The organism is Cytobacillus sp., assembly GCF_964223445.1.
Classification (GTDB): Bacteria; Bacillota; Bacilli; order Bacillales; family Cytobacillaceae; genus Cytobacillus.
Map to the genome: position 1 here is coordinate 24951 of NZ_CAXQGS010000100.1, position 14954 is coordinate 39904.

Annotated in this window: 10 protein-coding genes; 3 read left to right on the forward strand and 7 right to left on the reverse strand. The window is 40.9% G+C overall.

The window, feature by feature from the left end:
- Nucleotides 1-154: 154 nt before the first annotated feature.
- Nucleotides 155-1447 (reverse strand): extracellular solute-binding protein, encoded by a 1293-nt coding sequence (locus tag ACEQ1T_RS18125; protein ID WP_206835198.1) that lies wholly within the window; start codon nucleotides 1445-1447, stop codon nucleotides 155-157.
- A 316-nt stretch (nucleotides 1448-1763) separates the two neighbouring features.
- On the opposite strand from ACEQ1T_RS18125, the gene ACEQ1T_RS18130 reads away from it, so the two are divergent.
- On the forward strand, nucleotides 1764-3533 hold the full coding sequence (locus ACEQ1T_RS18130; RefSeq protein WP_370224070.1) for an alpha-glycosidase: 1770 nt from the start codon (nucleotides 1764-1766) through the stop codon (nucleotides 3531-3533).
- Nucleotides 3534-3659: 126 nt separating this feature from the next.
- Nucleotides 3660-5009 carry an MATE family efflux transporter gene (locus tag ACEQ1T_RS18135; RefSeq protein WP_370224071.1) on the forward strand — a complete coding sequence of 450 codons (1350 nt, stop codon included), beginning with the start codon at nucleotides 3660-3662 and terminating at the stop codon, nucleotides 5007-5009.
- A gap of 172 nt (nucleotides 5010-5181) precedes the next feature.
- Here the strand turns inward: ACEQ1T_RS18135 and asnB are convergent, their stop codons facing one another.
- On the reverse strand, nucleotides 5182-7029 hold the full coding sequence (asnB, locus tag ACEQ1T_RS18140) for an asparagine synthase (glutamine-hydrolyzing) (protein ID WP_370224072.1): 1848 nt from the start codon (nucleotides 7027-7029) through the stop codon (nucleotides 5182-5184).
- 157 nt (nucleotides 7030-7186) lie between these two features.
- Here asnB and ACEQ1T_RS18145 point away from each other — a divergent pair, with 157 nt between their 5' ends.
- Complete coding sequence (locus tag ACEQ1T_RS18145) at nucleotides 7187-7750, forward strand: DUF2777 domain-containing protein (protein WP_206835188.1); 564 nt, start codon at nucleotides 7187-7189, stop codon at nucleotides 7748-7750.
- Nucleotides 7751-8199: 449 nt separating this feature from the next.
- Here the strand turns inward: ACEQ1T_RS18145 and ACEQ1T_RS18150 are convergent, their stop codons facing one another.
- The 5 genes from ACEQ1T_RS18150 to ACEQ1T_RS18170 all read right to left on the reverse strand — a co-directional run.
- Complete coding sequence (locus ACEQ1T_RS18150) at nucleotides 8200-11121, reverse strand: EAL domain-containing protein (protein ID WP_370224074.1); 2922 nt, start codon at nucleotides 11119-11121, stop codon at nucleotides 8200-8202.
- 204 nt (nucleotides 11122-11325) lie between these two features.
- Nucleotides 11326-11682: a YisL family protein gene (locus ACEQ1T_RS18155; RefSeq protein WP_206835182.1), complete on the reverse strand. Its 357-nt coding sequence runs from the start codon at nucleotides 11680-11682 to the stop codon at nucleotides 11326-11328.
- 196 nt (nucleotides 11683-11878) lie between these two features.
- The gene (locus ACEQ1T_RS18160; protein ID WP_370224075.1) at nucleotides 11879-12787 is read right to left on the reverse strand and encodes a fumarylacetoacetate hydrolase family protein; all 909 of its coding nucleotides are present in this window, start codon (nucleotides 12785-12787) and stop codon (nucleotides 11879-11881) included.
- An 84-nt stretch (nucleotides 12788-12871) separates the two neighbouring features.
- A complete protein-coding gene (locus ACEQ1T_RS18165) occupies nucleotides 12872-14059 on the reverse strand; it encodes a DUF418 domain-containing protein (RefSeq protein ID WP_370224077.1) in 1188 nt (395 codons plus the stop codon).
- A gap of 160 nt (nucleotides 14060-14219) precedes the next feature.
- Nucleotides 14220-14954 (reverse strand): AMP-binding protein (locus ACEQ1T_RS18170; protein ID WP_370224078.1); only part of this gene is annotated, 735 nt, incomplete at its 5' end.

The window sequence follows — 14954 nt, forward strand, 5'->3', positions numbered from 1 at the left end:
TATAATTCATTTCCAAGATAATAGCGGCTGTTTTTTTGTGCAAGCGGTTGCTTTTAAGAAGAACAGGAAAGCGGCTTCTGGCCGCTTTTATTTTCTTTCTATAAAAATGATGGGCAATACCTCCCGGGAGGTACCGCCCTTTGTCTGTCAAGCTTTACTTGGCAGGATGATTTGTTTCGATGTTTGTTTTAATGGTTTTTACTGCATCATCAAGTGCTGCTTTTGGCTCCGCTTTCCCTGTTGCAATTGTTTGAAGTGCGGAGGCCATTGGTCCCCAAACTTCAGCCATTTCAGGAATGTTTGGCATTGGAACAGCATATTGAGATTGCTCAGCAACTGCTTTTGCAGCTTCATTGTCTGCAATTACAGGGTCTTCAATAAGAGATTTTACAGGAGGGATTTCCTGAGTTGTCTCAAAACGGATTTTTGAGTTTTCTTCATTTGTTATATGCTCAACAAATTTTGTTGCCCAATAAGGATTTTTAGTGAATGCAGTTACATGCCAGCCTTTAACACCCATGAATGTTTTAACAGGCTCACCGTTTGGAAGCTTTGGCATTACAGAAACGCCAACCTCAATTCCTGCATCCTTCATACCTTGAAGTGCCCATGGACCATTCATAACAGAAGCAGCTTTTCCTTCATTGAATAGGCCATCCATTGCTGCTCCACCGCTTTCCCCGATGATTCCTTTAGGGAATAAGCCTTCACCGTACCATTTTTGAATGAACTCAGCACCTTCAACAGCGCCTTCGTTGTTTAAGCCTACATCTTCACGGTCTAATGCACCGTCATTTTCCTTGAAAACATATCCGCCCATGCCAGCAATAGGTCCGTGTGCGAAATAGAAATTGTCGAATAGAGCCAGGAATCCATACTGTCCGCCAGTCGTCAATTCTTTAGCTTGAGTATAAAGCTCATCCATTGTTTCAGGAGCTTTTTCCATTAATGCTTTATTATAGATGAAAACTGGTGTTTCAGTTGCTTTTGGAAGACCATAGAGTTTTCCGTCAAACATTTGAGCAGTGATGGATGATTCTGTGAAAGTATCAAGAACGCTGTCTTCTACTTTGATTTCCTGAAGAAGACCTTCAGTTACAACCTGGCCAATTTGGTCATGAGGAAGTGTAACAACGTCAGGTGCATTTCCGGCAGGTCCATCAAGTCTTAATTGGTCACGGATCTTATCTGCCATGCCCAACTCTTTAAATTCAACTTTAATTCCATACTCTTTTTCAAAAGACTCAATGGCAGGCTTTAAAGCTACGCCTTTATCTGTGTCTTCCCAAACTACTAATTTTTCAGGTTTTGGCTCTTCAGCCTGGTTTTCGCCTGTGCCGTTATCTTTATCTGTGTTTTCCGGCTGTGCCTCACGCTGAGGACCGCAAGCTGCCAGCATTCCGATCACCAATACCAGCATCATAAAGAAAGATAGTGACTTTTTCATGATATTGCCCCCTTTAAATAGATCTGTTGATTAATGTAAACGTACAACCGTTTGCACAAAATTGTAAACGCTTTAATCTATTTCTAAAAAAATGAGCGGTCACTTAAACTATTATCCAATGAAACCGCTTAATGAAAACGATTGCACAATTTCTAATTTTTATTATACAAGGTTTTTGGGCTTTTACAACTACTTTTTTCTAAATATTTTTAAGCGAAAATAAATTTTAAAAGATTGATCCTCATTTCTCTTCTATATTTTCATTTCTTTCATATGGTATAATGCAAGCGATTGCACTTTTGAAAGGGGAATTTCAATGGAAAAGGCAGCTATCATACATTACCCAGCTGATCATTATGTTTATCCTATCAACAAGAAAACCTTACATATTAGACTGCAAACAAAGAAAGATGATGTTTCTGAAGTCACATTAATACACGGTGACCAATACCTGTGGGCGGATGGAAAATGGCAGTATGAAAATACTGATATGAAGAAATCCGGCTCTGATGGCATTCATGATTATTGGCATGCCTATATTGACCCGCCATTTAGAAGATCAAGATACGGCTTTCGATTAAAATCTGGTGAAGAAGAATTAATTTTGACTGAAAAAGGTTTTTACGAGGAGGCTCCTTCTGATTCAGGTTATTATTTCAACTTTCCTTATCTCCATCATGAAGAAGTATTTAAAGCTCCTGCCTGGGTGAAGGATACGGTCTGGTATCAGATTTTCCCGGAAAGATTTGCTAACGGAAATCCCGGCAATGACCCCGAAGGAGTACTTCCCTGGGGCAGTGAAAAGCCTTCTCAGGATAACTTTTTTGGCGGGGATTTCGAAGGTGTCATTGAACATCTGGATTATCTTCAGGAGCTTGGCATTACCGGCATCTATTTCACGCCTGTTTTTAAGGCTTTTTCCAACCATAAATATGATACAATAGATTATCTGGAAATTGATCCCCAGTTCGGTTCAAAGGATACATTAAAAAGACTGGTTGAAGAATGCCATAAGCGGGAAATTAGAGTGATGCTCGATGCCGTTTTTAACCATAGCGGATACTTCTTTCCTCCTTTTCAGGATGTGCTTAAGAATGGAGAAAAATCACAATATAAAGATTGGTATCATCCGCATAGTTTCCCGCTAAAAGGCGGGGAGTACCCTAATTATGAGACCTTCGCTTTTGTTGAGCAGATGCCAAAGCTGAATACAAATAATCCCGAGGTAAAAAAATATTTGCTCAAAGTGGCCAGTTATTGGATTGAAGAGTTTGATATTGATGGCTGGCGGCTGGATGTGGCCAATGAAGTTGACCATCAGTTCTGGCGTGAATTCAGGCAGACTGTTAAACGAATTAAACCTGATATCTATATATTAGGGGAAATCTGGCACAATTCCATGCCCTGGCTGCGCGGAGACCAGTTCGATGCTGTCATGAATTATCCTTTTACCACCAACTTGCTTAATTTAATTGCAAAAAAATCCATTACCGGAACTGAATTCGCCAATAATATGACCGCTGAAATCCACAGTTATCCAGCCAATGTCTATGAAGCTGCATTCAATCTGGTTGGAAGCCATGATACACCCAGAATTTTAACGGAGTGTGAAGATGATAAAGACAGGGTAAAACTTATTTATACACTTTTATTTACCTTTATGGGTTCACCATGCCTATATTATGGAGATGAAATTGGGCTCAGCGGTGAAATGGATCCAGGCTGCAGAAAATGCATGGAATGGGATGAGGAAAAACAGGATCGAGATTTGCATTTTCATATTCAGAAGCTTATTAGGCTGCGGAAAGAAGAAAAGCTGCTGGCAAATGAAGGCCATTTTGAATTTATTCAAACAGATTCTAAGATAGTTGCCTACCGCAAATATGATGATTTTAAAACAATCATTGTGCTCGCCAATCCTGCGGATGAAAGTACGGAAGTTACTTTGCCTTACCCGCTGAAGGGTGTAAAGATTACGAATATGCTTACAGACGAAGAATTTGCAGCAGAAGCGGAGAACCTTAAAGTTCAGCTTGATGGATGGGGGTTTGCAATCCTGTCCTTTCCCGCCAGCTTCAATAAATAGGAAACCTGATTGAACTAAGGAAAGTTCTTAAGGGCAAGACCTTAAGGCTTTTCTTTTTTCGTTTTTAAATTGTCGTCGGCCCCTCCTATTTACATGAAAATTTACCTACAAACAGGGAGAATAACCATGACTAAAAACCAGAAAAAATTGACATTATTTGCATTAACCTGGCCGATCTTTATAGAAATATTGCTTCACATGCTTATGGGGAATGCTGACACGCTTATGCTCTCGCAATATTCGGATGAATCCGTGGCTGCAGTCGGTGTGTCAAATCAGATCCTTTCGCTCGTGATCGTCATGTTTGGATTTGTTGCAACTGGGACCTCCATCCTTATCGCTCAAAATTTAGGCGCAAAAAATAATAAAACAGCTGCTGAAATTTCAATTGTCTCCTTAGGGGCAAACCTTGTATTTGGAATCATCTTAAGTATCTTTCTATTCGCATCAGGCAAACCTCTGCTTCGGTTGATGGATTTGCCGGAGGAACTTTTAAGCCAGGCAAACGCCTACTTGGTCATCGTTGGCGGCTTTTCCTTTGTCCAGGCATTGATTATGACAATTGGATCCATCATCAGAAGTTATGGATTTACCAGAGATGTTATGTACATTACCATAGGCATGAACATTTTAAATGTAATAGGCAATTATTTATTCATTTTTGGCCCATTCGGTTTTCCTGTATTGGGTGTAGAAGGAGTGGCCATCTCAACTGTCGTCAGCAGATTGATCGGATTTGCTGCTGCTGTCGCCGTCCTGCTTAGAAGAACAGAAAAAGCACTTCCGTTCCGCTTACTTTTCCGCTTCCCAAAGGAACATATCAAAAATCTTTTAAGAATCGGTATCCCTTCAGCAGGAGAACATTTATCCTATAATGGGTCACAGATGGTCATTACCATTTTCATCGCTGCTCTGGGTACAGAAGCTCTGACTGCAAAAGTTTATGCTCAAAATATAATGATGTTCATTTTCCTTTTCAGTGTCGCCATCAGCCAGGGCACTCAAATCCTGATAGGCCATATGGTAGGTGGAAAGGATTATGAGGCCGCCTATAAGAGGTGCATGAAAAGCCTGCGCCTTGCCATTATAATTTCGTTCGGAACTGCCGTTCTTTTCTCCTTGTTCTCAAAAGAATTGATGGGCATATTCACTTCTAATCCTGACATCATAAAGGTTGGAAGTATACTCATTCTTTTGACCATCCTCCTGGAGCCAGGCAGATCGTTTAATTTGGTCGTCATTAACTCCCTCCGTGCAGCCGGCGATGTAAAATTCCCCGTTTATATGGGGATCTTGTCCATGTGGGGCGTAAGCGTCACCCTTTCCTATGTTCTTGGAATTCATTTTGGACTGGGACTTGCCGGTATTTGGATCGCCTTTATTGCCGATGAATGGCTTAGAGGATTGCTCATGTTATGGCGCTGGAAATCCAGAGTCTGGGTTAACAAGTCTTTCGTGTCTTCAAAAGCTGTTTAAATAAGAAAAGCGGAAGTGCCTTGCTCACGAAGGTACGCAGACTAAGAACGCCACGTCCTCCCAAAAGCTGCCTCTTTTGGTCGTGCGTGTATCGCTTCCGCTATTTTCCTTGTCATGTGGCAGCCTGTTTGACCCCATAAAAACAGCGGCAGTAAAGACTGCCGCTGTTTTTTCATTCTGCAATATTTATATTATAGTCTTTAAACCAAATATGAATCTGTGCAAGGTGTGCTAACAGCTGAGGTCCAGTCATGAGCTGACCAAACCATGGTTTCTGGAATGAGTCACCGCCCGATTCAATTATATTCTTCAACTGCCTGTAATCAAAGAATTCATACAGAGCGGATGACCGGTCTTCCAAGTATCCCGTGAGTATCTTTTGGACTGCACCCGTATATTCCGGATTATGCGTTTTAGGGTACGGGCTTTTCTTTCTGTATAAAACTTCATTCGGCAGGATGCCTTCGAGTGCTTTGCGCAGGATTCCTTTTTCGCGGTTTCCATGCATTTTGATCTCCCAAGGAATATTCCATACATATTCCACCAGGCGATGGTCGGCAAAAGGCACCCGGACTTCAAGGCTCGCCCCCATACTCATTCTGTCTTTACGGTCCAATAGGGTTGTCATAAAGTAAGTCATATTAATATAGAAAAGTTCTCTCCTGCTTGCGTCTTCCTTGCTCTCCCCGTCTAAGACAGGGGTTTCAGAGATTGCCTGAAGATATTTCTCCATGGCATAGTCATGAATATTTAGTTTCTTACTCCAATCATCTTTCAATAGTCCCTGTCTGGCTTCGAGAGACCTCATCCATGGGAAGCCCTTTCGCTTTAAGTCTTCCTCTCTGTGAAACCATGGATAGCCGCCAAATATTTCATCCGCGCATTCCCCTGATAAGCTTACAACAAAATCCTTTTTTATTTCCCTGCAAAACCATAGCAGGGAAGAATCGATATCAGCCATGCCCGGAAGATCCCTTACATGCACGGATTCGATTAAATCCTCTGCCAGCTGCTGCTGGGTGATTATACAGCTGTTATGTTTCGTTTTAAAGGTATCGGACATCTTTTGGATAAATGCTCCATCTGAATTTGGCTGAAACTCATTAGCCTTGAAAAACTCCTCATTCCCCTCATAATCTATCGAATAAGTGTTCAATTGACCCTTTCCATCTCTTTCGTAAGCTTTTGCCGCAATGGCTGTGATGGCACTCGAATCCACACCGCCGGATAGGAACGTGCATAACGGGACATCCGAGACCAGCTGCCTTGTTACAGCATCCGTAAATAATTCTCTGACTCGTTCAGCAGTTTCCTCTACATTATCCTCATGATGCGCACTTTTCACATTCCAATAACGCCATACCTTCAGTCCATTTCTTGAAAACGTCAGCGCATGTGCAGGTCTTAATTCGTCAATGCCTTTGAAAACTCCTGAACCCGGGGATCTTGATGGCCCCAGTCCAAAGACTTCTGCCAGGCCATCCCTGCCGATTTCAGCTTTAACATCAGGATGGGCCAAAATAGCCTTCAATTCAGATCCGAATATAATGCCCTGCTTGGTTTCTCTGTAAAATAAAGGTTTAACCCCTAAACGGTCCCTGCCTATAAATAATTGTTCTTTCTTAACATCCCATACAGCAAATGCATAGATGCCATTCAAATATTGAAGGCAATTTTCTCCCCATTCGATATAAGAAGTCAGCAAAACCTCAGTGTCAGAATGGCCATCAAACGAATATCCTTTTATAAGGAGTTCTTTACGGAGATCCTCCGTATTATAAAGCTCTCCATTATAGCAAATAGTATAGCGGTTTTGATGTTTTTTCCTAGTCATTGGCTGTTTTCCGCCTGCCGGGTCTACAACGATTAACCTTTTATGGCCGAATCCAGCATGCACATCTGTCCATATGTTTGTTTCATCTGGACCCCGCTTTGCCAGCGTATCCGCCATTTTGCCAATTGCTGCCGTTTCTTTTCTCAAATCCTTTTGGAAATCAATCCAGCCGGTTATTCCACACACTTTACATCATCCTTTCAAAGCGGAATCGCATGGGCACATTTTTCATGATGCTATTGTATGCACAGCCTAGAAAAAAGTTAATTGTCCACATACAAGCGGTTATAAAAATCGCCAAAACTGTCTAAAAAGAAGTTGAGGAAGTTAATGGAGGTTTTATATGAATAGACAGCAGCGAACAAAGCTTATTGAATATCAATCCCGTGCTTTTACAGAAGGCACTGTAGAGTATATTAATGAACAATGGGTGTTTTTCGACAATGAAACAGATGAAGCATCATTATTGGATGAATTCCTCCATCAGGAAATGGAAGTATTCCGCTTTAAACGCTGGAAGAAAGGCATTTTATTCGAGGATGGCAAAGTGGCCTTTGATGATGAAATATTTCACTTGAAGAATCAGGACTCGATCCGCATCCGAAAACATCTTGTTTTCTCCCTCGAGAGATTACTGGAGGAAGTAAATGATGATGCTTTTTATCAGTTCGTAACCACTTTAAATTCCATGCAATTTTCGGTTTATGACTGCATTTATTGCTATAACCAGCTGGCATTTTTCAATGATAAGGACAGAAAAAGCGGTGTGAACTTCATCGTTTTTGATAACCAGGATCATATTTGCAATGTGCAGCACCATTTTTGCTATTACGAAAAAATGAGTGACCGGTTTGAATTCACCTTAAACAGCGGAAAAAGGATGGTTATTGAAAAAATTTCTTCATAAGAAAAGCGGAAGCGCCTTGACCACGAAGGAATGCAGACTAAGAACGCCACGTCCTCCCAAAAGCTTACGCTTTCGGTCGTGCGAAGTATCGCTTCCGTAGCTTTCCTTGTCCTGTGGCAACGTCTGCATGACCCCCATGCTGGGGGCCTCAAGCACGAGACGAGCCTCACGGAAAGGCGTTCTTTGCCTTTTTGGGAGGCTTGCCCGAAATGTGGAGGCGACTGCACAGGGACGACAGGCATAAGACGGTTCTTGTAAGAAGGTGTTCTTCCTTCTGAAAGGAAACGGCTTATGACCCGGAGTCCCTAGGAGCCGCAACAAGACAAGCTTGTGACCTCGAGGGGGTAGGCTGCTTGCGCTAGACAGTTATCGACGTTCAAAAATCTTATACTATTTTCATGAAAAAAACAGCAGCCTGCCTTTAATGGCAGTGCTGCTGTTTCTTTATTCTAGCTGTGCGTTTGGGCATAATTAGATAAGCCTTCCTCAAACTCACGTGTCATAAGCGGCTTATGAATATAGAAGCCTTGTGCATAATGGCATTTTAATTCTTTTAAAAGCTCAATCTGCTCCTGTGTTTCCACCCCTTCTGCCACGACTTTCACGGCAAGCCCGTGCCCCATGGTGATGATGGCTTTTACAATGGCAACATCGGATGTGTTTATTCGCAGATTATTAATAAACGACCGATCGATCTTTAATGTATTGATCGGAAGATCCTTTAAATAACTTAAAGAGGAATAGCCTGTGCCAAAATCATCAATAGATACTTTGACTCCTATATCCTGCAGCGACTGCATGACTAGAATACTGTACTCAACATTTCTCAGCATCGTGCTCTCCGTCAGCTCTAATGTTAAATATTGCGGCTCCATACCGGAAAGTTCCAATGCCATCTTAACTTCTTGAAGAAATCCCGGTTGCTGGAATTGATAGGCCGATACATTCACCGAGATGGAAAGAGATTCATAGCCAAGCATTTGCCACCGTTTATTCTGCTTACAAGCCGACCGCAATACCCAGCTGCCGATATCCTCAATGAGACCAGTCTCTTCTGCAAGAGGAATAAATTCACCAGGTGAAACAAGGCCAAGTTTTGGATGATTCCAGCGGATGAGGGCTTCGCTTCCATATAAATTGCCTGTTTCAAGATCAATTAAGGGCTGATAGCATAAATAGAATTCATTTTTCTGCAAAGCTTTTCTTAAGTAGCTTTCAAGCTCAAGTCTGACCATTGCCTGCTGATTCATTTCCATCGAGAAAAAGGTGACCCTGTTTCCTCCTTGCTGCTTGGAGCGATTCGTGGCAATATCCGCATTTTTCAGCAGCAAATGCTCATCGGACCCATCATCTGGATGCAGGCTCGCACCAATGCTGGCTGTGACAATAAACTCCTGATTCGACTGAAATATAGGATGGGATATTTCCTCTAATATCTTTTTGGATACTTTCATAACTTTCTCGATAGTTGCATCCCTTGATAATACCAAAGTAAACTTATCCCCGCTGAACCTGCCCAAATAAGAACCCGATGGCAGAACTCTTTCTATTCTTTCGGAAATCTCCTTTAACACCATATCACCAGCAAAGTGCCCCAAACTGTCATTTATAATTTTAAAGCGGTCGATATCAATAGAAAGAACGGCAATTTTCTTCTGTTTTTTTCTGGCTCTCTTTAATTGCATTTCCAATTGTTCGGTAAACTTCATTCTATTCGGCAGCCCTGTATCCCGGTCGAAAAAAGCCAGTTCTGTTATCTTCTCTTCAATCTTTTTCTGTTCTGTAATATTCCTGCCAATTCCATAAATGCCTACACATTCCCCATTAACAGTAATCGGAATATTTTTCAGCTGAAAAAGATTGGGTTCACCAGATTTTGTATCGATATAAACGTTATAATATTGCTCTTTCCCTCTTAATGCCCGGTAAAAATGCATTCTGACCCTTTGCACATCCCCATCACGAACATATGAAAGAGCTGTTTTTCCGATTATTTCATCCCGTCTGTACCCAAAAGTTTTCTCGAATGCAGGGTTTACACTTGTGAAATTCCCCTTCAAATCAGTTGAATAAACAAAATCTGCATTGTTATCAAACAGAGATTTATAATATTGCTCAGACATTTTCAAACTGCTGTTTAATGCATTAATATCATCCTGGGAAGCATGCATTAAATGAGTCAAAGAAGTAATCGTTTTAAATTGGGGCGTTTTTTCATAAGCATATAAATTTGTACGATTTTTTTTTGATTCTGCACTATTTTCTGATAGAGCAAGATAGGTAAGAGAATGTCCGACCATCTGCGGAACTCCGCCTTTTCGGGAAGATATTTCCCCATAAGAAAAGAACCCATTCGCTGGGGCTATCCCCTGGAACATTTCCAGTTCTTTTTCCGTAAAATCTCTTGCAAACTGTTTTCGTGCCATACAATTGTATATAAATATGCTTTCAGGAGCTTGATGGTCAAGCTCTTTTAATTCCTGTAAAGACCGTTCAATGATGTCTTCCAGATTTGCATAAGCAAACGTGAGTGTGTCTCCTTCTTCAACCCTTCTGTTTACTTTAATAGCACCAGTTTCGAGTGATTTAATAATAAAAACGGACACTTTTTCCCCGCGGTACTTTAACAGGAATGGGAATTCAGTACCTGATTCTGGCAAATCCTTAACAAAAGCCTCTCCCAAATAGTGCTTTAGAATATTTAAGGGCTTCTTATGATCTAAAGAATAGATAATAGATCCTTCCGCCTTTGTAACAGTAAAGCTTTTTCCAATCTCCTGCCACTGATAATTTGCAAACGGACGGACTGAAAGATGGCCGCTTTGAAGAGCAACTGCTGCAAGCCCATCGCTGGTGATTCCATCTTGAGTAAAAGAAAAGCCCTCCTGAAATAATCCATTATCTCCTGCAAGGCCCCCTGAAATCACAATATCCGGATGAGTTTCATTTATCCCCTCCAGCAAGGCAGTGGATTCCACATCAAATCCAGCTGGGAAAATGATTACAGCTTCTGTATTGAAGATAGCAAGTTCCCGTGCCAAGGCTTTTCCCATTTCATAACTATCTTTAAAATCACTCCTGTTGAAAAGGAAAGATTTTAATTCTGTTTTTTCAAAAAAAGTAAAGCAGATTACTGTTTGTTTTTCCGTTATGTGGCCATCATAAATTTCACCAGAAGTCGAACAGCCTGCTATATGTGCAAATGGAAGCCTTTCAGCCAGCTCTTTTTGAAGTTTAGCGATATATTTACTTTCAGGGTTTCCTGTAAAAACCTGCACAAGCAAATTGGGGTATTCCTCCAATTCGTTCAAGTCTATAAATCTATTCAACTGGCTAGTATTCTTATATAAACATGAAATTGTCTTTGCCATAAAAACCCACCATCATAGTAAGATCATTAGAAAAATGCCAGTTACCCTCTAAAAGGAACGCTCCTATACAGCTGAGAGACCAATTTCTAATTTTTATTCAAAAAGTTAGTTACATTTTTAAATTACCATATTTAGTGAACTCTTGACATGACAAAATTAGAAAAAGCTGCCTTTTTGGCAGCTTTTTCAATAAATATCCTTATTTTACGTCATAAATGTTAATGGCAATTTAACAAAGCCTAAATATAGAACCAGAATTAAAGCAACAATAAACTGCCCCCATAAAATAGACGTTTTTTTCCCTTTGACAGTGCGGATAATAATCATTTCAAACATTGCGATTACCCAAATGCCTACCAGTGATTTCAATACATAAAGAAGATCGATGCTGTTAAGGCTGCTTAAAATCCAAACTCCTGTTCCAATTATCAGCAAATAGAACAGTCTCAAGATCATGTGAACGACTTTTAAACCTTTTTGCTTGCCGCTTTTATGCATCATAAGGGCAATAATAAATAAAACCAGTGCCAAAAACCATGTTGTTATATGGGCATGTATCATTCCAGTGCCTCCTATTGTGAAATTCGATACCATCATATCATATTGGCATAGAAAATCCTAAAATTATGGTGCTGCAAAGATCTCAATATATATAACTTTGTGAACTATTTAAGGCAATATGTGATATATCTCATTGACACTCTGAAAATCTAAATTGATATGTAAAGGCCTGTGATTTTATACACAGGCCACCTTTTTATTTTTCTATACAATTTGTTAGAGTTCCTATTTTTTCAACTGTAATTTCCACTTTATCTCCCGGCTGAAGAAAGCGTGGAGGCTTAAAGCCTTTGCCTACACCTGCAGGAGTCCCAGTAGCAATAATATCTCCCGGTTCGAGGGTCATGCCTTTTGAAAGGACCGAGATGATTTCTTCGATTGAAAAGATAAAGTTTTCAGTATTTGAACTTTGCCTCAATTCTCCGTTTACCTTTGTTTGAATATCAAGCTGATTTGGGTTATCAACAGCCGATGAATGGACGATCCATGGACCCATCGGGCAAGTGGCATCCAGGCTTTTACCGATAAAAAATTGCTTATGGCGCGACTGCAAATCCCTAGCTGTTACATCATTAATAATCGTATAGCCAAAGATGTGTTTCAATGCTTCTTCTTTTGGGATAGCACGTCCTTTTTTTCCGATTACAACGGCAAGCTCTCCTTCATAATCCAGCTCTGCTGTAACATTATGATGATTTAATACCGTTTCATTAGGACCTATTACCGTTGTTGGCGATTTCGTAAAAACCATTATGTGCTCCGGAATGTCTTCTTTGCTTCCCATTTCAATTGCATGCTCGGCATAATTCTTGCCTACACAAAAGATATTCTTATCGGGACGGGGAATCGGAGCTTCCAGTGCAACAGAAGCGAGCGGGCGGAAGAGTTCTTCCCTGTCAGGATTGCTGCTTAGCCAATCTTTTAAACTATGTACCTTTTCAATGAATTTATCTCCTAAGGCAATACATTCCTTCAAAGTCTCTGGCAAATCGCTTTCGCCTTCCATTTTTTCTAAAGCTGCATTCAGCGGAAGAACCTTTGTGCCGGTTTCGTCCAATAAACCAGCCACACTTCCGGTGCTATCCATAAAAGTAACAAATTTCAATCCCATCACCTCGTTTTTTTATTCACTTTTAAAGTATAATATAAATTTTCAAATTTTTGGACTATTTATAAGTGAATGCAAATATTAACCCTTTCTCTTCCAATTAGGGATTTTCAAATATGTGAAGCTCCTCCAAAGCCATTCAACAGGACCATAGTAATAGCGGGCAGCCCAGAAGCGGCTGATTATTACCTGAAAAGCGAAAATGAAAATAACCAGAAGTGTCCCCCAAAAAGCAGAGACCTTTCCATAGAAGCCTAATCCATAACTGTAAAAAATAAAAGTCGAGATAACGGACTGGAAAAGATAATTTGAGAGCGAAAGTTTCCCAACATATGAGAGCGGCAGCAGGAATCCAAGACCTTGATCATTTTTTATCATCACTGCTATCCCTAAACCATAAGCAATTGCCAGCAGCGGACCTCCAAATATATCCTGCACGTAATCCAGTCCCAGGTTGCTTTCCATCAAGTAAGGCAGCAATTTGAACAATAACCCTGCAGCCAATGAGACCAGCATAATTTTCGTAAGGAATGCCCGGTTTTTATCCGGTTCCTCCAGCCATTTCAGTTTGGCAGCTCCTCCCCCTATTAAAAATAATGGAAAAATAGATGCCAGCATGATAGGCAGTGAAGAAAGATTATTAACACCGGACCAGTCCTTTATCCGCTGTGCGGTAACCTCGGAAAAGCTTCCATTTTGATAGGCCTGTAAAGAAGCTGTTGCCGCTTGAGGGTCATAGATTGATAGTTCATCAGCAGGAACAAACCGAACCGTTGCAAATAATAAAAGGGCAAATAGCAGATTGGGAATAATGTAAAGCAATATTCCAGTCAAAAGCATATTTTTTCCAGACATTTTTACAAACAGTAAAAAGATAAAGCCGAAGATTGCATAGTTAATTAGAATATCCCCATGCCATATAAGTAAAGCGTGAATGATGCCTATCAGCAGCAGAAGGGAAAATCTCCTTGCAGCCATTGCTCCAAATCGAAGGCCTTTAGCCAATGCCCTTTCACTTAGAATAACTAAACCATAACCGAACAGCATGGAAAACAATGGATAAAAGCTGGCCTGCACAAAGATATCAATAAAGGCATAGGCGGCTTTATCTGCCGGGCTGTCCCACCAGTCAAAAGGATCAATGTATAGATATGGCGAATGGAAAGAAAGCATATTAACTAAAAAGATCCCGAGGATGGCAAATCCCCTCATTATATCCAGCGAAATGATCCGATCCTTCTCCAGCACCGGACTGGCTTGCCTGTCCATAAAAACGCCTCCTTCTTTGGAAAGAAAATCTAACATTAATGATAGAGAGCAGAATTCTAATTGTCCAGAAAAGAAATGCGGATGCGTCTTGCCCAAACTATCAACTCTCAAACTTTCTTTTCAAAAAGGGACCCCAGCAATGCTGAAGTCCCGCTTTCAATTAATTAACAAAACGGCCTGTTTTTCCTTTCGACTCCCAGTAATCATTCCGAAGATGAATTTTTTGAATTTTCCCCGATGCTGTTTTCGGCAGCTCATCAACAAAAGTCACTCCCGTTACAGCTTTAAAGTGGGCAAGTTTCTCCCTGGTAAAATCGATAATTTCCTGCTCATTCGTTGTTTTGCCGTTTCGAAGCACGACGAACGCGTGAGGCGTTTCCCCCCATTTTTCATGGGGTACAGCTATAACGGCTGCTTCCAGTATGGCAGGATGCTCGTATAATGCCCCTTCAATTTCGATGGATGAGATGTTTTCACCGCCGCTGATTATGATATCCTTTTTACGGTCCACGATATCGATATTGCCAAATTCATCAACATTTGCCATATCACCGGTATGAAGCCAGCCGTCTCGAATAGCTTCCATTGTTGCCTCTTCATTTTTCCAATAGCCTTTCATAACTCCGTTGCTGCGGACAACGACTTCACCAATTTCCAATCCATCATGGGCCACTTCTTCGCCATGTTCATTAATTACCCTTACTTCACAGCCTATCATCTGATGTCCTGCCTTTGCTTTCATCCTGTACTGCTGAGTAAGGGGAAGATCTTTAAGATGAGACCGGATCGTAGATACAGTGCTTAATGGAGATGCTTCAGTCATTCCATATACCTGAATAAACTCCCATCCAAGCTCCTTTTCTACTCTTGTTACAAAAGCTGGCGGCGGTGCGGA